At 55.0% G+C, this 19,900-nt stretch carries 21 protein-coding genes, 1 tRNA gene and 1 pseudogene; 8 read left to right on the top strand and 15 right to left on the bottom strand.

Translation table 11 applies throughout. The annotated features are described in order from the left end of the window. Positions 1–13: 13 nt before the first annotated feature. From asd to AOB54_07100, 8 genes are read right to left on the bottom strand one after another with little or no spacing between them, the layout of a single operon-like run. Entirely contained in the window at positions 14–1,141 is a 1,128-nt protein-coding gene (gene asd / locus AOB54_07065; protein ID WVN41249.1) for an aspartate-semialdehyde dehydrogenase, read from the bottom strand. A gap of 24 nt (positions 1,142–1,165) precedes the next feature. After that, positions 1,166–2,236, bottom strand: a complete 1,071-nt coding sequence (leuB, locus tag AOB54_07070; GenBank protein WVN42798.1) for a 3-isopropylmalate dehydrogenase — start codon at positions 2,234–2,236, stop codon at positions 1,166–1,168. 53 nt (positions 2,237–2,289) lie between these two features. After that, positions 2,290–2,958 carry a 3-isopropylmalate dehydratase small subunit gene (gene leuD / locus AOB54_07075; protein ID WVN41250.1) on the bottom strand — a complete coding sequence of 223 codons (669 nt, stop codon included), beginning with the start codon at positions 2,956–2,958 and terminating at the stop codon, positions 2,290–2,292. 9 nt (positions 2,959–2,967) lie between these two features. After that, positions 2,968–4,371, bottom strand: coding sequence for a 3-isopropylmalate dehydratase large subunit (leuC, locus tag AOB54_07080; protein ID WVN41251.1), 1,404 nt, complete (start codon positions 4,369–4,371; stop codon positions 2,968–2,970). A gap of 59 nt (positions 4,372–4,430) precedes the next feature. After that, positions 4,431–5,594 (bottom strand): MFS transporter, encoded by a 1,164-nt coding sequence (locus AOB54_07085; protein WVN42799.1) that lies wholly within the window; start codon positions 5,592–5,594, stop codon positions 4,431–4,433. 21 nt (positions 5,595–5,615) lie between these two features. Next, positions 5,616–6,716, bottom strand: a complete 1,101-nt coding sequence (aroC, locus tag AOB54_07090) for a chorismate synthase (GenBank protein WVN41252.1) — start codon at positions 6,714–6,716, stop codon at positions 5,616–5,618. A gap of 25 nt (positions 6,717–6,741) precedes the next feature. Continuing rightward, a complete protein-coding gene (gltX, locus tag AOB54_07095; GenBank protein WVN41253.1) occupies positions 6,742–8,160 on the bottom strand; it encodes a glutamate--tRNA ligase in 1,419 nt (472 codons plus the stop codon). A 25-nt stretch (positions 8,161–8,185) separates the two neighbouring features. Then, a complete protein-coding gene (locus AOB54_07100; GenBank protein WVN41254.1) occupies positions 8,186–9,085 on the bottom strand; it encodes a LysR family transcriptional regulator in 900 nt (299 codons plus the stop codon). 75 nt (positions 9,086–9,160) lie between these two features. Here AOB54_07100 and AOB54_07105 point away from each other — a divergent pair, with 75 nt between their 5' ends. From AOB54_07105 to AOB54_07115, 3 genes are all read left to right on the top strand, one after another. Beyond that, positions 9,161–9,952: a class III extradiol ring-cleavage dioxygenase gene (locus AOB54_07105; GenBank protein WVN41255.1), complete on the top strand. Its 792-nt coding sequence runs from the start codon at positions 9,161–9,163 to the stop codon at positions 9,950–9,952. Positions 9,953–10,006: 54 nt separating this feature from the next. Next, positions 10,007–10,408 carry a DoxX family protein gene (locus tag AOB54_07110; GenBank protein WVN41256.1) on the top strand — a complete coding sequence of 134 codons (402 nt, stop codon included), beginning with the start codon at positions 10,007–10,009 and terminating at the stop codon, positions 10,406–10,408. A gap of 114 nt (positions 10,409–10,522) precedes the next feature. After that, positions 10,523–10,597 (top strand) — tRNA-Val (locus AOB54_07115). 147 nt (positions 10,598–10,744) lie between these two features. On the opposite strand, the gene AOB54_07120 is transcribed toward AOB54_07115, so the two are convergent. Together AOB54_07120 and AOB54_07125 are read right to left on the bottom strand one after the other, a co-directional pair. Then, positions 10,745–11,035, bottom strand: a complete 291-nt coding sequence (locus AOB54_07120; protein WVN41257.1) for a nucleotidyltransferase family protein — start codon at positions 11,033–11,035, stop codon at positions 10,745–10,747. A gap of 30 nt (positions 11,036–11,065) precedes the next feature. After that, a pseudogene (locus tag AOB54_07125) lies at positions 11,066–11,247 on the bottom strand (type II toxin-antitoxin system HicB family antitoxin). A 72-nt stretch (positions 11,248–11,319) separates the two neighbouring features. Here AOB54_07125 and AOB54_07130 point away from each other — a divergent pair. The 3 genes from AOB54_07130 to AOB54_07140 are packed head-to-tail and all read left to right on the top strand — an operon-like array spanning position 11,320 to position 16,165. Further along, complete coding sequence (locus AOB54_07130) at positions 11,320–12,315, top strand: efflux RND transporter periplasmic adaptor subunit (protein WVN41258.1); 996 nt, start codon at positions 11,320–11,322, stop codon at positions 12,313–12,315. Beyond that, positions 12,312–15,038 (top strand): ribosome-associated ATPase/putative transporter RbbA, encoded by a 2,727-nt coding sequence (gene rbbA / locus AOB54_07135; protein WVN41259.1) that lies wholly within the window; start codon positions 12,312–12,314, stop codon positions 15,036–15,038. Before AOB54_07130 ends, rbbA begins: the two co-directional genes overlap by 4 nt. Continuing rightward, entirely contained in the window at positions 15,035–16,165 is a 1,131-nt protein-coding gene (locus AOB54_07140) for an ABC transporter permease (GenBank protein WVN41260.1), read from the top strand. The genes rbbA and AOB54_07140 overlap by 4 nt, the downstream gene beginning before the upstream one ends. A 30-nt stretch (positions 16,166–16,195) precedes the next feature. On the opposite strand, the gene AOB54_07145 is transcribed toward AOB54_07140, so the two are convergent. The 3 genes from AOB54_07145 to AOB54_07155 all read right to left on the bottom strand — a co-directional run bounded on the left by AOB54_07145 (position 16,196) and on the right by AOB54_07155 (position 17,552). Beyond that, positions 16,196–16,810: a rhodanese-like domain-containing protein gene (locus AOB54_07145; GenBank protein WVN41261.1), complete on the bottom strand. Its 615-nt coding sequence runs from the start codon at positions 16,808–16,810 to the stop codon at positions 16,196–16,198. An 84-nt stretch (positions 16,811–16,894) separates the two neighbouring features. After that, positions 16,895–17,176 (bottom strand): DUF167 domain-containing protein, encoded by a 282-nt coding sequence (locus tag AOB54_07150; protein ID WVN41262.1) that lies wholly within the window; start codon positions 17,174–17,176, stop codon positions 16,895–16,897. Position 17,177: 1 nt separating this feature from the next. After that, entirely contained in the window at positions 17,178–17,552 is a 375-nt protein-coding gene (locus AOB54_07155) for an HNH endonuclease signature motif containing protein (protein WVN41263.1), read from the bottom strand. On the opposite strand from AOB54_07155, the gene AOB54_07160 reads away from it, so the two are divergent. Beyond that, positions 17,551–18,357 carry a cytochrome b/b6 domain-containing protein gene (locus AOB54_07160; GenBank protein ID WVN41264.1) on the top strand — a complete coding sequence of 269 codons (807 nt, stop codon included), beginning with the start codon at positions 17,551–17,553 and terminating at the stop codon, positions 18,355–18,357. The two genes, AOB54_07155 and AOB54_07160, sit on opposite strands and share 2 nt — an antisense overlap. Positions 18,358–18,410: 53 nt before the next feature. On the opposite strand, the gene AOB54_07165 is transcribed toward AOB54_07160, so the two are convergent. Then, positions 18,411–18,842, bottom strand: coding sequence for an HU family DNA-binding protein (locus AOB54_07165; GenBank protein ID WVN41265.1), 432 nt, complete (start codon positions 18,840–18,842; stop codon positions 18,411–18,413). A gap of 81 nt (positions 18,843–18,923) precedes the next feature. On the opposite strand from AOB54_07165, the gene AOB54_07170 reads away from it, so the two are divergent. Then, positions 18,924–19,100 carry a DUF2256 domain-containing protein gene (locus AOB54_07170; GenBank protein ID WVN42800.1) on the top strand — a complete coding sequence of 59 codons (177 nt, stop codon included), beginning with the start codon at positions 18,924–18,926 and terminating at the stop codon, positions 19,098–19,100. Here the strand turns inward: AOB54_07170 and fabI are convergent. Next, positions 19,097–19,849 carry an enoyl-ACP reductase FabI gene (gene fabI, locus AOB54_07175; GenBank protein ID WVN41266.1) on the bottom strand — a complete coding sequence of 251 codons (753 nt, stop codon included), beginning with the start codon at positions 19,847–19,849 and terminating at the stop codon, positions 19,097–19,099. The genes AOB54_07170 and fabI overlap by 4 nt on opposite strands. Positions 19,850–19,900 lie beyond the last annotated feature (51 nt).

The following is a 19,900-nucleotide window of genomic DNA, read 5'->3' on the forward strand; positions in this document are numbered from 1 at the left end:
GTGAAAGACCGGTTTAGCGTTCGAGCAAGATGCGCAGCATGCGGCGCAGGGGCTCGGCCGCACCCCACAAGAGCTGATCGCCCACGGTGAAGGCCGCCAGATACTCAGGGCCCATGGCCATTTTATGCAGACGGCCCACAGGTACATGCATCTGGCCACTCACTGCGGCCGGTGTCAGCTCACGCTCCGAGCGCTCACGCTCATTGGGAATCACACGGACCCAGTCGTTCGCCTTCGCCAGCATGTCGGTGATTTCATCCAAAGGCACATCCTTGGTCATCTTCACGGTCAAGGCCTGAGAGTGGCAACGCATGGCGCTAATACGCACGCACAGGCCATCAATTGGAATAGAGCCCGCGGTACGGAAGGCAGGCTTGCCCAAGATCTTGTTGCACTCTGCACCGCCCTTCCACTCTTCCTTGCTCTGGCCGTTATCAACGGGCACATCAATCCAAGGAATCAGGCTGCCTGCAAGCGGTACACCACGGAAGTTTTGCACGGGCAGATCACCACCACGCAGGGCATCACTAATCTTGCGATCAATATCCAAAATTGCAGAAGACGGATCGGCCAATTCTTTTTCAACAATGCTGTGCAGCTTGCCCATCTGCGAGAGCAGCTCACGCATGTTCTGGGCACCCGCACCCGAGGCTGCCTGATAGGTCATGGCACTGACCCACTCGACCAGCCCTGCTTTAAACAATCCGCCCATGGCCATCAGCATCAGACTCACGGTGCAGTTGCCGCCAATCCAGTTCTTGCCGCCAGCGGCCATGGCGGCATCAATCACGGGGCGGTTGACCGGGTCTAGAATAATCACGGCGTCTTTTTCCATGCGCAGAGCAGAGGCCGCATCAATCCAGTGGCCCGCCCAGCCCGTTGCGCGCAGCTTGGGAAAAACTTCTTTCGTGTAATCACCACCCTGGCAGGTGATGATGATGTCCATCGCCTTCAAGGCATCAATGTCGGTTGCCGACTTCAACGGCTCATTCGATTTCGCAAAGGCGGGGGCTGCACCACCCGCATTGGATGTGCTGAAAAACACTGGGTCGATCAAAGCAAAATCGTTTTCTTGCTGCATGCGCTGCATGAGCACCGAACCCACCATGCCACGCCAACCGACTAATCCGACTTTTTTCATTTTGGACTCTCTTTGTTCAGATGTTTATTTCAAAGCCGCCAAGACCGCATCGCCCATTTCTTTGGTGCCAACACGGGTGCAGCCATCACGATAGATATCGCCGGTAGCCACGCCAGAAGCTAGGGTCTTGCGAACCGCCGCCTCGATCAGATCTGCAGCAGCAGCCAGGCCAAAGGTATAACGCAGCATCATGGCCGCCGACAAAATGGTGGCCAACGGGTTGGCAAGGTTCTTGCCCGCAATATCCGGCGCTGAGCCATGGATGGGCTCATACAGGCCCTTGTTGTTGGCATCTAACGATGCCGAGGGCAGCATGCCAATCGAACCGGTGAGCATGGACGCTTCGTCTGACAAGATGTCACCAAACATATTGCCAGTCACCATCACATCAAACTGCTTTGGATTTTTCAGCAGCTGCATGGCGGCGTTGTCCACGTACATGTGGGACAGTTCGACATCAGGGTATTGCTTGCCAATTTCAATCATCACATCGCGCCAAAGCTGTGTGGTCTCTAAGACATTGGCCTTGTCCACTGAACACAATTTTTTACCGCGCTTGCGTGCCGCCTGAAAGGCTACGTGGGCAATGCGCACAATCTCGCTTTCGCGATAGACCATGGTGTCAAAGCCCTCACGCTCGCCGTTTTCCAATATACGGATACCGCGGGGCTTGCCAAAATAAATATCGCCCGTGAGTTCGCGAATGATCATAATGTCCATACCCGACACCACTTCGGGCTTAAGTGTAGATGCACCGGCCAGCTCAGGGTAAATCGTGGCAGGGCGCAGGTTGGCAAAAAGCTGTAACTCTTTACGCAGGCCTAGAATCGCCTGCTCTGGCCGAAGCTCACGCGGCAGGCTATCCAGGCTAAAGTCACCCACCGACCCAAACAAAATCGCATCGCTGTCTTTGGCGAGTTTCAAGGTGGCCTCTGGCAGTGGGTGACCACTGGCCCGATAGCCCGCACCGCCCACAGGGGCCTCTTGCAATGTGAGACCAAAGTGGCCTTGCGCAGACAGGTGCTTGAGCACACGCACCGCCTCGTGCGTGATCTCTGGGCCGATGCCATCACCCGGCAAGACGGCGATATTCAAATGCTGTGACATGAGCAACTTTCTAATGAATACTTTTTAAATAACAACGCGCTCTACGCCCGGTCCATCACCTGGTGCAGGTCCGTGCCCAACCAGGGTTTTTCGGCAAGCCGCTTGGCCTCATAGGCCTTAATCTTGTCGGCATGCACCAGCGTCAGACCAATGTCGTCTAAGCCATTGATCAGGCAATGTTTACGGAAGGGCTCGACTTCAAAGGGACGGGTAAAGCTGCCATCCACCGTTGAAACCGTCTGCGCCGAGAGATCCACCTTCAGCTCAAAACCCTCTTGGCTGGCGACTTTTTGAAACAGCGTTTCGACATCGTCTTCCGACAGCACGATGGGCAGCAGCCCATTTTTAAAACAGTTGTTAAAAAAGATGTCGGCAAACGACGGCGCGATGATGATGCGAAAGCCGGCGTCTTCCAATGCCCAGGGCGCATGCTCACGGCTAGAACCACAGCCAAAGTTACGGCGGGCCAACAAAATACTGGCGCCCTTGTAACGCGGCTGATTGAGCACAAAGTCTTTGCGCAGGGGCCGCTTGCTGCAGTCCACACCAGGCTGGCCTTCATCTTCATAGCGCCAGGCATCAAACAGATGCGGGCCAAAGCCACTGCGTTTGATCGACTTTAAAAACTGCTTCGGAATGATGGCATCCGTGTCCACATTGGCACGGTCCATGGGTGCCACGATGCCCTGATGTTGATTAATTGGTTTCATGGTCAATCCTTAGAATTTGCGGACATCAACAAAGTGGCCGGCCAATGCGGCAGCAGCAGCCATCGCCGGCGAGACCAGGTGTGTGCGGCCACCCGCACCCTGCCGGCCTTCGAAGTTTCGATTCGATGTCGACGCACTGCGCTCACCCGACTCTAACCGGTCAGCATTCATGGCCAGGCACATGGAGCAGCCCGGCTCTCGCCACTCAAATCCCGCTTCAGTGAAGACCTTGTCCAGGCCTTCGGCCTCGGCCTGGGCTTTGACCAGGCCCGAGCCTGGCACGACCATGGCGATCTTCACGTTAGCGGCCTTTTTGCGGCCTTTGATCACGGCAGCAGCGGCACGCAAGTCTTCAATACGCGAGTTGGTGCAAGAGCCAATAAAGACTTTATCGATCTTGATGTCGGTAAGTGGTGTATTGGCAGTCAGCCCCATATAAGTCAGAGCCCGCTCCATGCCCTCTCGGCGTGATGGGTCGGATTCTTTGGCGGGATCAGGCACACGATCGCCAACGGGCAGCACCATCTCTGGCGAAGTGCCCCAAGTGACTTGTGGCTCAATTTCTGCGGCATTGAACTCCACGACTTTATCGAACTGGGCATCGCTATCGGTATGCAGTGTCTTCCAATACGCCACGGCCTTGTCCCAATCGGCACCTGTGGGTGAGAGCGGACGGTTTTTCACGTAGTCAATTGTTTTGTCATCGACCGCCACCATGCCGGCGCGGGCACCGGCTTCAATAGCCATATTGCAAATGGTCATGCGGCCTTCCATGGACAGGTCACGAATGGTGCTGCCGCCAAACTCAATGGCGTAGCCCGTGCCGCCAGCTGTACCAATCTTGCCAATCACGGCCAAGACAATATCTTTCGCCGTTACGCCAACGGGCAGCTTGCCTTCGACTTTGACCAGCATGCGCTTGGCTTTTTTCTGCAGCAGACACTGGGTGGCCAAGACATGCTCCACTTCCGAAGTGCCAATGCCATGGGCCAGACAGCCAAAAGCACCATGGGTGCTGGTGTGCGAATCACCGCAGACCACGGTCATGCCGGGCAGGGTTGCGCCCTGCTCTGGGCCAATCACGTGGACGATGCCCTGACGACGATCTTTAATGTCGAAGTAGGTCAGGTTGAATTTTTTGGCGTTGCTGTCCAGGGTCTCCACCTGAAGGCGGGAGACGGGGTCGGCAATGCCCTTGGACCGATCGGTGGTGGGCACGTTGTGATCCACCACGGCCAGGTTGGCGGAGTTACGCCACAGGCTTCGGCCTGCCAGCTCTAAGCCCTCAAAGGCCTGTGGGCTGGTGACTTCATGAACCAAGTGACGGTCGATATAGATCAGACAGGTGCCATCCGCTTCCTGATGGACCACATGCTCATCCCAAAGTTTGTCGTAAAGGGTGCGTCCTGCCATGGCCAAAATTCCTTAAGAGTCCGTGCATTTCTGCGAAACCCTTAATTATGCCTTTTGACCTAGGTCTTCGGGGTGGCAGGGCCCGCAATCCGTAGCGCACTCCAAGCCATCGCAACGCCAACCATGGCCGCAAGCGATGCCGCCACAAAGCTGAACTCTGGTGAGACCACCTCCCAGAGCCAGCCAGCGGCAATGCCACCCAGCGAGCCCCCCAGACCGTAAGAGGCCATGGTGTAGAAGGCCTGGCCCCGCGCCTGGGCCTGGGTTGGGAACCACTGGCGAATCAGTGACATCGAGGCACTGTGGTGCACGCCAAAGGTCACGGCGTGCAGCAACTGGGCCAAGACAATCACCCAGAGTGAACCGCCTGAAAACGCAATCATCAGAAAACGCAGGGCCGTCACAGCATAAGACGCAACCCAGCAGGCCCCCACTGAGAAGCGATCAAAGAGCCGATGCTGAAACTGAAACATCACGATCTCGGCCACCACCCCCAAGGCCCAGAGCAGGCCAATTTCGGTCCGGCTAAAGCCCTGTTCAAAGAGCCACAAGGAAAACAGGCTGTAGAGCGGCGCATGGGCAAGCAGCATAAAAAACGATGCCACCAAAAATCGTTGAATTTTCTTGTCTCGAAACAGATCACGCACCAGGGTTGGCACAGGTGCCAAATCATGGACTTCTCGGTGGGGCAAAAAGAAGGTCACGGCCAGAATCAAGGCCAGCATGGCAATTAACGATGCCGGCAGCCAATCAATCCCCACCCGATCAAACCAGGGGCCAGCCAGCATGACTGCTGCAATAAAGCCAATGGACCCCCAGACCCGCATGCGGCCATAGGCCCGCAGATTGCCGTGGCTGGTCTGCATGGCCAGTGATTCGGTAATGGGCACCTGACCACTTAAGAAAAAACTCATCACGCACAACACGATAAAAAGCGGCCAGAAATTCAGGTCGGCCAAGAGCATCACACTTGTGAGCACTGCAAGACCAGCAGAGATCTGAATGAGTCGGGCCACGCCATGTCGGCCCTTCACATGGTCGGCCATCCAACCCCAGGCAGGTGGCCCCACCACGCGGGCCCACTGCATGGGCGAGATCAAAACACCAATTTCAGCGGGGCTAAAGCCACGGCCATTGAGCCAAAGCGACAGATAAGGGGCAAAGAGCCCCACGTAAGCGAAATAAACGCCAAAAAACGATGCGAGTCGTGTAGTGGGTTTCAGAGTGCTAAAAAGAAAAAGGAGTTACTTCGCCACGCCCGATATCACCGGCGTTGCTACGGAGACATCTGCATTCTGGGCACGGTGGCGCAGGGCATGGTCCATGAGGACCAATGCCAACATAGCTTCGGCAATCGGTGTTGCCCGAATCCCTACACACGGGTCATGCCGGCCATGGGTCTCGACCACCGTAGGATTACCCTGCAAATCAATCGATCGACGTGGCGTACGAATGCTGGACGTTGGCTTGATCGCTATCGACACGGTGATCGGCTGGCCCGTTGAGATACCACCCAACACACCACCTGCATGATTGGTCACAAAACCCTGGGGCGTTAACTCATCGCCATGCTCAGAACCGCGCTGGGCCACACTACAAAAACCCGCACCGATTTCCACACCCTTCACGGCATTGATGCCCATCATGGCGTGAGCAATTTCGGCATCCAGCCGATCAAACACTGGCTCACCCCAACCCACCGGCACATTGTCGGCACGGACATTGATTCGCGCACCGCAAGAGTCGCCTGCTTTGCGCAACGAATCCATGTAGCTTTCTAATTCAGCGATCTGAGATTTGTTGGCGGCAAAAAACGGGTTGTTTGGAATCTCGGCGGCGTCTTCAAACCTGATCGAGATCTCACCCAGCTGCGACATCCAGCCCTGAATCTGAATGTTGAATTTTTCAGCCAGCCACTTTTTGGCAATGGCGCCCGCAGCGACACGCACGGCAGTCTCACGGGCCGATGAGCGGCCACCCCCGCGATAGTCTCGAATGCCGTACTTATGCCAGTACGTGTAATCAGCATGGCCCGGCCGGAAGGTGTTGGCGATATCGCTGTAGTCTTTGCTGCGCTGGTCTTGGTTGCGAATCAACAGTGCAATCGGCGCGCCCGTGGTCTTGCCCTCAAACACACCCGACAGAATCTCAACGGTGTCAGGCTCTTGTCGCTGAGTGACATGCCGCGATGTGCCGGGCCGCCGGCGATCCAACTCCGGCTGAATATCGTCCACCGACAGGGCCAGCCCCGGTGGGCAGCCGTCGACCACAGCACCAATAGCTGGGCCGTGGGACTCCCCAAACGAAGTCACAGTAAAAAGGTGGCCGAAGGTGTTTCCTGACATGGCGCGAGTTTACCGTGTGAAGGCCTTAACCGCCGAGCCGCTCTTGGAGCCGGCGCACCACGCAGTCCCGGCCCAACACCGCCATAACCTTGTCAATCGACGGGGTGTCGGTGCGGCCCATCAGCATGAGCCGAAGTGGCATGGCCAACTGGGGCATCTTCAGGCCTGTCACTGCCAAGACCGCCTTCATCTGAGCCGACAAGGCCGCTGGCGTCCATTCCTGGGGAAGGCCCGCGACAAACTGACGAATTGCATCGGCAACGCCGGGCTGCATTTTTTCTGTAAGTGCATCGGATGACACCGGCGGCTCAAGGTAGAACATCGAGACCTCTTCGGCCAGATCGTTGAGCGTATTGGCCCGGTCTTTGAGTAACTCGCAAACATCTGCCAATGCCGGGCCGTTTTGTAGCGAGAAGCCTTCCTCTTTTACGCGACCGGCAATACGTTTTGCCAGATCCTGGCCCGACTTCTGGCGCAGGTAGTGGTTGTTTAACCACTTCAACTTTTCAAAATCGAACTGAGCGGCCGACTTGCTGCAGTGCTCTAGCGTGAACCACTCAATCAATTGATCTAGAGAAATAATTTCATCATCGCCATGGCTCCAACCCAGGCGGGCCAAGTAATTCAACAACGCTTCTGGAAGATAACCGTCGTCGTCGTATTGCATCACCGACACTGCGCCATGCCGCTTCGATAGCTTTTCACCGTCAGGCCCATGAATCATGGGCAGGTGGGCGTATTGGGGAACAGTAGCGCCCAGAGCCTTCAAGATATTGATCTGCCGTGGCGTGTTATTCACATGATCATCGCCACGAATCACGTGGGTGATGGCCATATCCATGTCATCCACCACCACGCAGAAGTTATACGTTGGCGTGCCATCGCCACGGGCAATGATCAGATCGTCTAACTCTTCATTTGAAATGGTGATGCGGCCTTTAACACCATCTTCCCAGCTAACCGCGCCGGCTTCAGGGTTACGAAAGCGCACAACAGGTTTGACACCCGCTGGTGGCTCAAGTTTTTTCAGCTTTGCGTTTTCAGGCCGCCAACGGCCGTCATAGCGGGGCTTTAAGCCACGGGCCCGTTGGTCTTCGCGCATGGCATCTAGTTCCGCTGGTGTGGCGTAACAGTAGTACGCCGTGCCCGCTTCCAGCATCTGGGCAATCACTTCCCGATACCGATCCATGCGCTGCATTTGATAAAAGGGGCCCTCGTCTGGGTTTAGGCCAAGCCAGGCCATGCCGTCCAGAATGGCCTTGACGGCTTCAGGCGTGGAGCGTTCTAGATCGGTGTCTTCGATACGCAAGATGAACTGGCCGCCGTAATGCCGGGCAAAGGCCCAACAATAAAGCGCGGTGCGGGCACCGCCCACATGCAAGTAACCCGTGGGGCTGGGGGCAAACCGTGTACGGACTGGAGAATGAGGTGCAGAAGTGGTCATAACCCAAGAGTTTATAGGCTTCCGATTACGGATGTTCGGTCGGCAGTGCCATGCGCTCAGCCAGAAACTTCATCAACACACTAATTCGATGCGGGATATACCGGTTGCTTGGTAACACCGCATACACACCCAAGGGCGACACCTCGTATTTTTCCAAAATTGGCTTGACCAGGCCCGCGTCTAAATAAGACTTTGCGATGAAGTACGGCTGCCGTGTAATGCCCACGCCCTGCGCTGCCGCCTCAGTAAGTAACAAGCCACTGTTGGCCGTGATTCGACCGCGGACTGCCACACTAATTTTTTGCTGCTGCTCTTGAAACACCCATTGGGCACGCGTCGGTGCGTTGGAGTACACCAGGCACTCATGCTGCTCCAGGTCGTGCGGATGCATTGGGGTGCCATGTAAAGACAGATATCCGGGCGACGCAAAGGTCACCATGGGACAGTCCGCCAGTTTGCGCACCACATCACCAGGCTGAAGATGGCTGGTAATACGAATCGAGAGATCCAAACCCTGCTCAATCAAATTCACTTTTTCATCTGACAAATCTACCGACAACTCAATGGCGGGATAGGTCTTTGAAAACGCCAACAACCAAGGTGTTAATACCTGTAAGCCAAAGGCCAAAGGAATCCCCAATCGTATAGGGCCTTTTGGCACAGCACGCTCTTCAACCGCGTCCGATTCAGCCGCATCCACCAGGTTCAGAATGACCCGCGACTTTTCTAAATAGATAGACCCCGCAGGCGTTAAAGAGAGCCGCCGGGTGCTTCGGGTAAAGAGTTTTACGCCAAGATGTTTTTCCAAGGCGGCCACCTGCCGCGTGACCCAGGAGCGGTCCACGTTGAGCTGCTGGCTCACCGCGGAAAAGCTTCCGGTCTGCGCCACCCGCACAAAGACTTGCATGGCTTCGAGTCTGTCCATTGTTGCAAATTATGCAACAAATATTTCACGAATAGCGGCTTTTTCTAATCAATCGAACACCGCATAGTTCGGGCCATGATGACTAGCCCACTTCCAACCCTCTTCGTGCCGCATGGCTCGCCCATGTTTGCCCTGGAGCCCGGTATTGCCGGTAAGCAGCTGGCGCTTGCGGCCCAAGAGCTGCCGACCCCCCGGGCCATTGTGATTTTCAGCCCCCACTGGGAGACATCGGTGCCGGTGGTGGGTGCCGCCACTCGATTCGAAACAATTCACGATTTCCATGGGTTCGACCCACGGCTTTATGAACTGCATTACCCGGCAGCGGGCTGCCCCGATGCGGCTGCCCAAGTTGTGGCGGCGCTCAAGCAGGCGGGGTTCGACGTGCAGGTGGATACAGAGCGTGGCCTTGACCATGGCGCCTGGGTGCCGCTCATGCACCTGTTCCCCGATGCAGATGTTCCCGTGATTCCGGTGTCGATTCAGCATCACGGCGGGCCGGCGCATGCCTATCGCGTTGGCCAGGCACTTGCGCACTTGCGCCACAAAGGACTTTTAGTGATTGGGTCGGGCAACTTGACCCACAACCTGGGTGACTGGCACCGGGCGATTTCAACGTCTGGTTCAACGCCCGCCTATGTTCAGGAGTTTTCCGACTGGGTAGCCAGCCGACTTAGTGCTGGTGACATTCAAGCATTGCTGAACTATCGGCAGACAGAAAAAAACGGCGTGCAGGCCCATCCGCGAGATGAGCATTTCTTGCCCTTTTTTACCGCCTTGGGCGCAGCGGGGGAAACCCCCCAGGCAGAGGCAATTTACCGTGGCATCTCAGACATCGTGCTTGCGATGGATGGATACCGATTTCATTAACCCAACCCTTTCACCAACCCGAAGCATTTTTCACATTTAACCAAGGAGTATTCAATGCAATCCACTACCAATCTTGTTGCTCGGCTTTTGTTTGTTGCGCTGTTCCTGCCAGCAGGCATTTCAAAATTAACTGGCTTTGACGGCACAGTGGGCTATTTCAACTCGCTGGGCATCCCTGCCGCCGCGCTGGCTGTCAGCGTGACCATCGCAATCGAGATCTTAGGAAGCCTGGCAGTGCTGGTCGGCTTTAAAACACGCGCAGCCGCTATCGTGCTGGCAGTGTTCACGCTTGCGGCCAGCATTGCCGGCCACGCCTACTGGGCTGTCCCAGCTGAGCAGGTGTTTGTTCAAAAGCTCCTGTTCTTTAAGAACATGGCTGTGGTGGGTGGTCTGTTGTTACTCGCGATCCAGGGCGCTGGCAAGCTGAGTATTGATGGCAAAACAGAGAACGCCTAACCAAAACCTAAGCCGGCCTGAAACGCCGGCTAAACCAGCCGCCTACGATCGGTCGCAATGACCGGTCGTAGGCTTTTGGTGTTAGACTTTCGCCCTCGAAAACACCTCACTATTGGACGCGTAGCTCAGCGGTAGAGCACTGCCTTCACACGGCAGGGGTCACAGGTTCGATCCCTGTCGCGTCCACCAAAATACTTTTGCTTAAGCCCCGAGTTTTCGCTTTGCGGAGATAACCTGCTGACTGAGGGAAGGCAGGACTAAAGTTGTAGTCCTGAATTCGATCGATCGACGCGAGTATGTGGTCGAGAAAGTCCTGCAAGCGCGGAGATCCAACCGTCATACCGGCTTTGCTTCAGAAACAACAGACTGACGAAATTTTTCCGGAAGCGCTCCAGGAGTCAAAACATCCACTGGGACCCCGAGTAAGTTCCGCAGCTTATATCGAATTGCTCCGACGTCAAATAGAGTTGTATCTTCAGTTGGGTCAATCAAGATATCGAGATCGCTAACCTCCGAGTCCGTGCCATGTAATACCGACCCAAATACGCGAGCGTTACTGGCCCGATGAGCCGTTACGATCTCTCGTATCTCCCTGCGGTGTGCTTCTAAAGCGTCGGACGGTTTCATCTCTTAGTCGTTTCCTGGTAAATCAAAAGTTTACGGCCAAGGAACCCGGCTGCCAACCACTCTTAGTACAAATTTATAGGGAAAACTCCTCAAACAAAAGAGATCGGTAGCCTCCTTCAGATTCCTCGCCGCCTCCTCGACAGTCGGCCCCTGGGTGGTCGCGCCCGTCTCCGGAATGGGGCCGCATAGCCACCCTCTCCCGCTGGGGTCACAGGTTAGATCCCTGTCGCGTACACCATCTAGTACATTCTCCCGGTAGACTAAGCCCCAAGGGACTCAAAACAATGACTATCAACCGCCGCCTCGGTCTCATCGTTCTAGCAGTTGTTGTAACCGCGGTCCTGCTCGGGGTCTGGTACACACAAAAGAAACCACCGGCAACGTTATCGTTTGCCTCGGGCAATGGCCGCATCGAAGCCATTGAAGTCAACATCGCCACCAAACAAAGCGGGCGGCTCAAGGAAATTCTTGTTCGCGAAGGCGATGACGTTTCCGAAGGCCAAGTCATCGCCCGAATGGACACAGCATCGTTATCGGCAGATCTGCGCCAGGCCCAGGCCCAGCTGGATCAGGCGAAACACAACCAAGACACCGTTCGGGCCACGATCGCACAAGAACAGAGCAAGCTCTCTCTGGCCGAAAAACAGGTCGAACGTTCCGAACAATTGGTGAAAAAAGGGTTTGTCTCGCCACAAAAAATTGATATCGATCGAACTGCACGGGATTCCGCTGCCGCATCACTGCGCGCTGCAAAGTTCCAGCTTGAAGAAGCGGCGGCGGCGATTAATGCCGCCCAAGCACGTGTCGATCGGATTTACGCCGACATTCAAGACGCATCACTTTCCTCACCCATCAGTGGTCGAGTGCTCTATCGACTCGTGCAGCCCGGGGAAGTGCTCTCCGCCGGTGGAAATGTCGTCACGCTAGTGGACTTAACAGATGTCTACATGACCATCTTTCTTCCAACATCTCAAGTGGGTCGAGTGGCACTTGGTTCCGAAGCACGGATTGTGCTGGATGTACGCAAGGACATCTCTATTCCGGCCAGCGTCACCTTTATCTCTCCCGAGGCACAATTCACACCGAAAACGGTCGAAACAGCGTCGGAACGGGAAAAGCTTATGTTTCGCGTAAAACTTACCATTCCAAAGGCCTTGCTCAAGGACCACGCCAAACAGGTCAAGACTGGACTACCAGGCGTTGGCTATGTGCGGCTTGACCCAAACGCTGCCTGGCCTGACAGCATCCCGCCATTGGTCGGACAACAAGCCGGCAAATGAACCCTGAGCAATACGTTGCCAAGCTCAGTAATGTCCGCCTGCTGTACGGTCAAAAAATTGCACTCGATGTCGCCGACCTAAAAATCCCCACGGGTTGTATCACGGGCCTGATTGGCCCGGATGGCGTTGGCAAATCAAGCCTGCTTGCCCTAGTCGCTGGTGTGCGCCGAATCCAAAGCGGGGAAGTTGAGACCCTTGGCCATGACCTGCGCCAGGGCGCACAGCGTCGGGCTGTGACATCGCGAATTGCCTTCATGCCCCAAGGCCTTGGAAAAAATCTCTACATGCGGCTAACGGTCGCTGAAAACATCGAGTTCTTCGGTCGTCTTTTCGGACAGACACGTGCCGAGCGGCGTGCCCGCATAGACGAATTACTGTCGAGCACCGAACTAACAAAGTTTCGTGATCGCGCTGCAGGCAAATTGTCCGGCGGTATGAAACAAAAGCTTGGACTGTGCTGCGCGCTTGTCCATGATCCAGATTTGCTGATTCTCGACGAACCGACCACTGGCGTGGATCCACTATCCCGCCTACAGTTCTGGCGTTTGATTGAACGGATTCGGGCGCGGCACCCACGCATGAGCGTGGTGGTCTCCAGCGCCTACATGGAAGAGGCTGCCCGCTTCGACTGGCTGATTGCCATGAATGCAGGCCAGGTGCTCGCCCAAGGCAGCCCGTCGTCCCTCATCGAACAGACAGGAACTTCCAATCTGGACGACGCCTTTATCGAGCTACTGCCGAAAGACCAGCGAATCAGCGGCCCCGCTCGCACTACTCAAGCAGAGCACCACCAGCCAAACCCCGAGATTGCGATTCGGGCCAAGGGGCTCACCAAACGATTTGGCAGCTTCACGGCAGTCGACCGGGTCAGTTTCGAAATACACCGTGGCGAGATCTTTGGCTTTCTTGGCTCAAACGGATGTGGCAAGACCACCACCATGAAGATGTTAACCGGGCTGACGCCACCCACCGAAGGGCAGGCCTGGCTTTTTGGCGAAACCACTGATGCTCACGGAGCGGAAATTCGTAAACGAGTGGGCTACATGACCCAATCGTTCTCTCTTTACACCGAACTTACCGTAGCGCAAAACCTAACACTGCACGGCCAGCTCTTTGGGCTTACTTCCGAAAAAATTCAAAGTCGTGCCCAACAGTTAATGCAGCGCTTTGACTTGGGTGAGTATGCAGATCGCCACCCCATGACGCTTCCATTGGGTGTGCGCCAGCGATTGTCGCTCGCCGTGGCACTGATTCACGAGCCGGAAATTTTAATACTCGATGAGCCCACATCAGGTGTCGACCCTGTTGCCAGAAACCAATTCTGGGATCACCTCACCACCCTGGCCAGGCAAGACCAAGTCACCATTTTCGTATCGACTCACTTTATGAACGAGGGTGAGCGGTGTGATCGTATCTCTCTGATGCACGCGGGGCGTGTTCTTGCCAGCGGGGCACCCAGCGAAATAGCGGCATCACACGGAAAAACCAATCTTGAAGATGCCTTTATCGAATGCCTTGAAAGCGCCATAACGGATAAACCGCGCAGTGACAGCAAACCGCGCAAACCAGTCAAAGAAAGGCAACAATCCAACTGGGCAGTCGGATTTCAACGGCTCATGGCCTACACCATCCGAGAGCTACTAGAAGTATTGCGGGACCCAGTCCGCATGATCTTTTCACTCCTGGGGTCGGCCTTGCTCATGATGATCATGGGGTACGGCATTAGTGTCGATGTGAATCATCTACGATTCGCGGTGCTGGATCATGACCAGTCACCAGAAAGCCGCCAATACATACAAAACATTGCGGGGTCACGCTATTTCATAGAGCAGCCCCCCATTACTAGCAGCGCCGAGCTCGACCGGCGCATGGCCAGTGCCGAAGTCAGCGTTGCATTAGAGATTCCGCCAAGCTTTGGCAAGCACCTGCAACAAGGGCGGCCTGTGGCCATTGCAGCGTGGGTAGACGGTGCCATGCCGTTTCGGGGAGAAACAATCGTGGGCTATGTGCAGGGCCTTCACCGAGACACGCTGACGCAAATCGCCCGGAACACATCTATCAGCAACCCAACACTGCCAGCCGTTGATGTCGAAATGCGCTATCGATACAACCAAGACTTCAAAAGCCTGTTTGCCATGGTGCCGGCCATCATTCCCATACTGCTCGTATTTATTCCCGCAATCTTGACTGCGGTTGGGGTGGTGCGCGAAAAGGAACTGGGGTCGATTGCCAACTTCTATGCAACGCCAGTCAGCCGCCTGCAGTTCCTGCTTGGCAAACAACTGCCTTACATCGCCGTTTCAATGGTGAGCTTTTATGCCTTGGTACTGATGTCGGTCTTCGTTTTCGAGGTACCCATCAAGGGGAGCATCTGGGTCTTGTCGTTAGCTGCGCTGCTATTCGTGACCGCAACCACCGGAATCGGATTGGTGATGTCGGCCTTTACCAAAACCCAGATTGCCGCACTGACGGCGACTGCTATTTTAACGATGCTACCCACCGTGAATTTTTCTGGGCTGACCGACCCGGTCACGTCACTGACAGGGGCAGGCGCCATCATTGGGCAACTCTTTCCTGCGACTTATTTTTTAAATATTAGCCGTGGAATCTTCACAAAGGCGCTGGAGTGGCAAGACGTTGCAAACGATATGCTTGCAATCGCAGCATTTATACCAGTGCTAACCATCACCAGTGTTTTGCTTCTTCAAAAACAAGAAAAATGACACGCCAAGCCTTTAAAAACATCTATCGGCTCGGCGTTAAAGAGCTTCGAAGTGTGTTTCATGACTGGGCACTTATGGCCCTGATTGTGCTGTCTTTTACCGGCGCAATCTACAGTGCGGCAACGGCGACCTCACAAGAGCTGCACAACGCCCCAATCGCGATTGTCGACCAAGACGATTCCACACTCTCAAGAGCCATCACAAACGCCTTTTACGGCCCCTACTTTAAGACTCCGATTCATGTCACCCCCGCTGAAATCGACCGCGGACTCGACGCTGGGCGCTATACGTTTACGGTCGAGTTTCCACCCCATTTCGAGCGTGATCTACGCCAAGGAAAAACCGCACGCCTACAGGTCAATATCGATGCAACCCGAATGACACAGGCGTTTATTGGGGCGGGCTACATTCAAACCATTGTTCATGACGAAGTGCGCCACTTTCTAAAGCAGGTCAACCTGGTCAGCAATGCCCCGATTGATCTCGTCACACGGGTCAAGTTCAATCCAAATCTAGACAGCACCTGGTTCGGGTCTGTCATGGAACTGATCAACAACATTACGATGCTCTCGATCATTTTGACCGGAGCCGCACTGATTCGAGAACGAGAGCACGGCACCCTGGAACACTTGTTGGTAATGCCAATCAGCGCGACCGAAATTGTGCTGTCCAAAATCTGGTCGATGGCCCTGATTGTGATGGTTGCCGCCTGGCTGTCGATTTATCTGGTGCTAAAGGGCGCCATTGGCGTTCCGCTTGCGGGCTCTATTCCCCTTTTTATGCTTGGGGCCTGCCTGCATCTGTTTGCCACAACATCTATTGGGATCTTTTTGGGCACAGTCTCACGCAGCATGCCGCAGTTCGGGCTTCTGATTATTCTGGTGACTCTGCCGCTGGAGATGCTTTCCGGTGGCATGACCCCACGTGAAAGCATGCCGACCGCTATTCAGAACATCATGTTGGCTGCCCCCACCACCCATTTTGTAAGCCTGGCCCAGGCGGTGCTCTTTCGCGGCGCGGCGCTAGACGTTGTCTGGCCGCGGCTGTTGTGGCTCATTGCAATCGGCGCGATCTTCTTTCTGGGATCGCTTGCCCTATTTCGCAGGCGTGTCGCAGACGCGAATTAAGACAAGCAACCCCCCGCCAAGATTTCCCCTTTAGCGCGGGAAATAGGCCTTGGCCTTGTCGAGCTTGTAAGTCCAGGGAAGCCCAGCATTTTTCCAGCCGTTCACCACACGCTGGCCCTTTTTGTCACCAGCTGAAGCGGTATCGCCTTCAAAGCCCTCGGCAACCGAGTACACCTTGGTGTAACCCGCTTTGGCAAGAAAATCAGCAGCCTTGGAGCTGCGATCGCCCGAGCGGCAAATCAGGATGATGGCAGCGTCTTTACCAAGCCCCATTGCTTTGAGCCGTCTTCCAATCTCAGACTCGAAATTATTGTTTGGCTCAAGCTTATACATGCTTCGCTTCTCGTCCCAATCCAGCATCACTTCTTGGTGTTCAACGTAGGGCACCAGTGCATCCATCACTGTTGGGTGACCCACATACATCGCCTCTGCACGGGTACGCACGTCAAAAAACGCCACAGTCTGCGCCGCTCCTGTTTTCATCTCATACGCCTGCTTGGGTGTCAGATACAAAGCGGACTGAGTCCGTTTTGCTTCAGGCAGCTTTTGCCACTCTGTAGATCCCGCAGCCCAATCGGCTGCCATCGTCTGCCCACCCAGCACCAGGGCCGATGCCATCAAAAAAATACGGAAAATTGCCTTCATAGTTACCCCCATTTGAATTTCATCGCCCCACGTTAGCAGAGTGCGAGGTGTTTCAACACAATAGACGTTGAAAACTTGATTTTTTTAAAATTTCGACTCCACGATGGCCAAGAGCCGCTCTTGAATGCGGCCAGCATCGTCTACCGACTCAATCTCAAGCCGTTTGGTTCGGCTTGATTGGCCAGCCACCAGCACCACCTTTGCTTTGGGCAAGCCAAGTGCGCCAGATAGAAACCGAATTAACTCGTTGTTCGCTTCACCATCTTGGGGCTGGGCGGCCAACTGAAGCTTTACCTTGCCGTCATGCAATCCAGCAACCCGCGATCGCTTGGCACCCGGCTGGCAATAGACCGTTAGCGTGGTCACCTTATTTCTTCCGAATTCTTTGGCTTTTACTTACTCGCTGGTAAAAATCGTTGGGCTTATTTTTCACCCAACTCACGAAGCTCTGTATTTCCGGGTGGGCGAGTAAGGCATCTACCGTTTGGTAATGTTTGGCCAGTTCGTTTTCTTTGAACAAGGCGTGGATTTGTCGGTGACAAATCCTGTGCAAATACTCAGTGGCCTTGCCCCCTTTGGATTTTGGAACCAAATGGTGGGCATCTTTTTGGGATTCGGGGATCTCGCGGCCACACAAGGGGCAGACCAAGGCCTGAGCCTGCGCGGAATCCCGCGCGAGTTGATCTCGCTCAATAAGTAGGCGCTGAATCCGTCCGCTCATGGGTCTATGATGCCAGTTCATGTCAGTCTCGAAATCTAAAACCGCAGCGCCAGGCCGGGTCTATATCCGTGTCTGGGACCCGATCGTACGGATTGGGCATTGGCTGCTGGTGCTGTGTTTTGCGGCGGTGTACTTCTACGCCGACAAGTTTCCGCTCCACGCTTACGCCGCCTACTTGATCATGGCCTATATGGCGTTTCGCATTTTCTGGGGCGTGATCGGCCCCCGCCCAGTGCGCTTTCGCGCCTTTGTCTATAGCCCAAAGGCCGTTCTTCGCTATGGCCAAGACTCGCTCCATGGCCACTCCCCCCACACGATCTCCCACAACCCATTGGGCGGCCTGATGGTGATCAGCCTAATTCTAATCATGCTGATTTGCGGGGTGCTGGGCCTGATGGTCTACAGCGCAGGCCAAGAAATGGGGCTTTTGGGAAGCCTGGTCCCCAGCCATTGGGAGGGTGAATGGTTTACCCTGCGACTCTTTAATGAAACGCACAGCATTGGGTTAAAAGAGTTGCATCATTGGTCGGGCAACCTTGCTGCGCTGCTGGTCGCCGCCCACGTGATCGGCAATTTGATCACGACCGCCCTTCACCGATCACGGCCAGTGGTTGGCATGATCACCGGCGTGAAAGACGCTGATCGCGATGACCCAGAACTGGCGTATTACCCGAAGACGTCTGCACCACAGCTGGCGAATTCCCTGTACCGAGCACTCGGGCCCGTGGGTTCAGAATTGGTGATTGTGTTGGGGATCTTGTTGCTGGTGACTTGGCCACTCGTGGAATTGCTCGTTTGGGCCAACCGGTTTATTCCGTCGTATTAAACGGAAAGTAAGTGTTTCAGGGGGGATTCCCCTGAAACACTTTCATGCGCAAATTACAGAACTGCGTCTTTCAGTTTCTTCAGAGCGCGAACCTTGACCTTGATGGTCGCGGGTTTCGCTGCAAACCACTGCTCTTCACCCGTGAATGGGTTTTTGCCAAAGCGCTTGGGCTTGGCGGGAACTTTCTGAGCCATCACTTTGAGCAGGCCAGGCAGCGTGAATTCGCCAACACCCTTTTTGCTCACAGCAGCCAACGTGGTTGCCTCGAGTGCGGCCAACACGGCCTTAACAGACTTCGACTCAACGCCAGAAGCCTCAACCAGGTGAGCGACCAAAGAGGTCTTGTTCAGCGCGGTCTTGATTGCTTTGACGGCAGGTTTCGCAACTACGGTTTTCTTTGCTGCGGCTTTTTTAACCGGGGCTTTTTTTACTGCTTTTGCAACTACTTTTTTAGCTGCTTTTTTGGCTGGTTTTTTAGCGGCCATGTTGACTCCGTGTAATTTAAAGAAAGGGTGAAACGAGCGAATTCTAGCAGGCGTAGCGCAAAAAACGCTATTCTTTTGCAGGTGAAATCTAACTCCTTCCGGGGCAACAAAAGCTTTCTCCCCAGCAAACCCTGTGCCGCCTGCGGCCGAGAAATGACATGGCGAAAAGCCTGGGCGAAGAACTGGGATGCCGTGAAATACTGTTCAGACGCCTGCCGCAGCAAAAAAAGCCCTAAAAAACAGGGAGATAACGACTAGTCAACAGCATGGACACCCGCATCGACAAAGATGGTCTGGCCGGTCATGCCGGTTGCGCCGGGGCCACAAAGAAAGGCTGTCAGCTCGGCAACTTCTTCGGTTGTGACCAAGCGTCCAAGCGGGGCCTTGTTCACGGCCCGGGCCATTAACTCATCAAAGGCCTGAATCCCCGAGGCTGCTCGGGTAGCGATTGGGCCGGGCGATACCGCGTGGACTCGAATCCCCTGGGGGCCAAGCTCGGCAGCCATGTATTTCACGAGCGATTCCAACGCGGCCTTCACTGGCCCCATTAAGCCGTAGTGGGGCACCACCTCGTCTGCGCCGAGGTAGCTCATGGTGACCATGCTGCCGCCATTGGGCATCAAGGGTGCGACTAACTTGGCCACCTTGGCAAACGAATGGCAGCTGACTTCCATTGCCCGACTAAAGCCGGTGCTGGAGCTGTCCACCACACGGCCATGCAGATCTTCAATCGGTGCCCAGGCAATCGAGTGGACCACAAAATCGATCTGGCCAAGCTCGGCGGCAGCGCTTTGGACAAAGGCCTCGAGCTCGCCTTCTTTTTCCACATTGCATGGATAAAGGGAGACCCCAAGAGGCCTGGTCAGCGGCGAGACCACATCAAACGCTTTTTGATTCAAACACGACGCCACCACCGATGCGCCGCTGTCAGCGAACTTCTTCGCTACGGCATAAGCAATGCTTTTGTCGTTGGCAAGCCCTAGAACAATTCCTTTTAACTTTTTCATTTATGTCATCTTCAATTAGAAAGCCCACCTGTGAATACTGCCATGTTTCTT

Origin of the sequence: beta proteobacterium MWH-UniP1, from assembly GCA_036362785.1 — a bacterium.
Lineage (GTDB): Bacteria > Pseudomonadota > Gammaproteobacteria > Burkholderiales > Burkholderiaceae_A > Lacustribacter.

Coding starts and splice junctions, on each gene's coding strand:
- fabI (WVN41266.1), bottom strand. CDS start 19,849: ATGAAAAAGTTAAAAGGAATTGTTCTAGGGCTTGCCAACGACAAAAGC.
- AOB54_07130 (WVN41258.1), top strand. CDS start 11,320: ATGACTATCAACCGCCGCCTCGGTCTCATCGTTCTAGCAGTTGTTGTA.
- AOB54_07165 (WVN41265.1), bottom strand. CDS start 18,842: ATGGCCGCTAAAAAACCAGCCAAAAAAGCAGCTAAAAAAGTAGTTGCA.
- aroC (WVN41252.1), bottom strand. CDS start 6,716: ATGTCAGGAAACACCTTCGGCCACCTTTTTACTGTGACTTCGTTTGGG.
- rbbA (WVN41259.1), top strand. CDS start 12,312: ATGAACCCTGAGCAATACGTTGCCAAGCTCAGTAATGTCCGCCTGCTG.
- asd (WVN41249.1), bottom strand. CDS start 1,141: ATGAAAAAAGTCGGATTAGTCGGTTGGCGTGGCATGGTGGGTTCGGTG.
- leuD (WVN41250.1), bottom strand. CDS start 2,958: ATGAAACCAATTAATCAACATCAGGGCATCGTGGCACCCATGGACCGT.
- AOB54_07140 (WVN41260.1), top strand. CDS start 15,035: ATGACACGCCAAGCCTTTAAAAACATCTATCGGCTCGGCGTTAAAGAG.
- AOB54_07110 (WVN41256.1), top strand. CDS start 10,007: ATGCAATCCACTACCAATCTTGTTGCTCGGCTTTTGTTTGTTGCGCTG.
- gltX (WVN41253.1), bottom strand. CDS start 8,160: ATGACCACTTCTGCACCTCATTCTCCAGTCCGTACACGGTTTGCCCCC.
- leuC (WVN41251.1), bottom strand. CDS start 4,371: ATGGCAGGACGCACCCTTTACGACAAACTTTGGGATGAGCATGTGGTC.
- AOB54_07100 (WVN41254.1), bottom strand. CDS start 9,085: ATGGACAGACTCGAAGCCATGCAAGTCTTTGTGCGGGTGGCGCAGACC.
- AOB54_07155 (WVN41263.1), bottom strand. CDS start 17,552: ATGAACTGGCATCATAGACCCATGAGCGGACGGATTCAGCGCCTACTT.
- AOB54_07120 (WVN41257.1), bottom strand. CDS start 11,035: ATGAAACCGTCCGACGCTTTAGAAGCACACCGCAGGGAGATACGAGAG.
- AOB54_07160 (WVN41264.1), top strand. CDS start 17,551: ATGTCAGTCTCGAAATCTAAAACCGCAGCGCCAGGCCGGGTCTATATC.
- AOB54_07145 (WVN41261.1), bottom strand. CDS start 16,810: ATGAAGGCAATTTTCCGTATTTTTTTGATGGCATCGGCCCTGGTGCTG.
- AOB54_07105 (WVN41255.1), top strand. CDS start 9,161: ATGATGACTAGCCCACTTCCAACCCTCTTCGTGCCGCATGGCTCGCCC.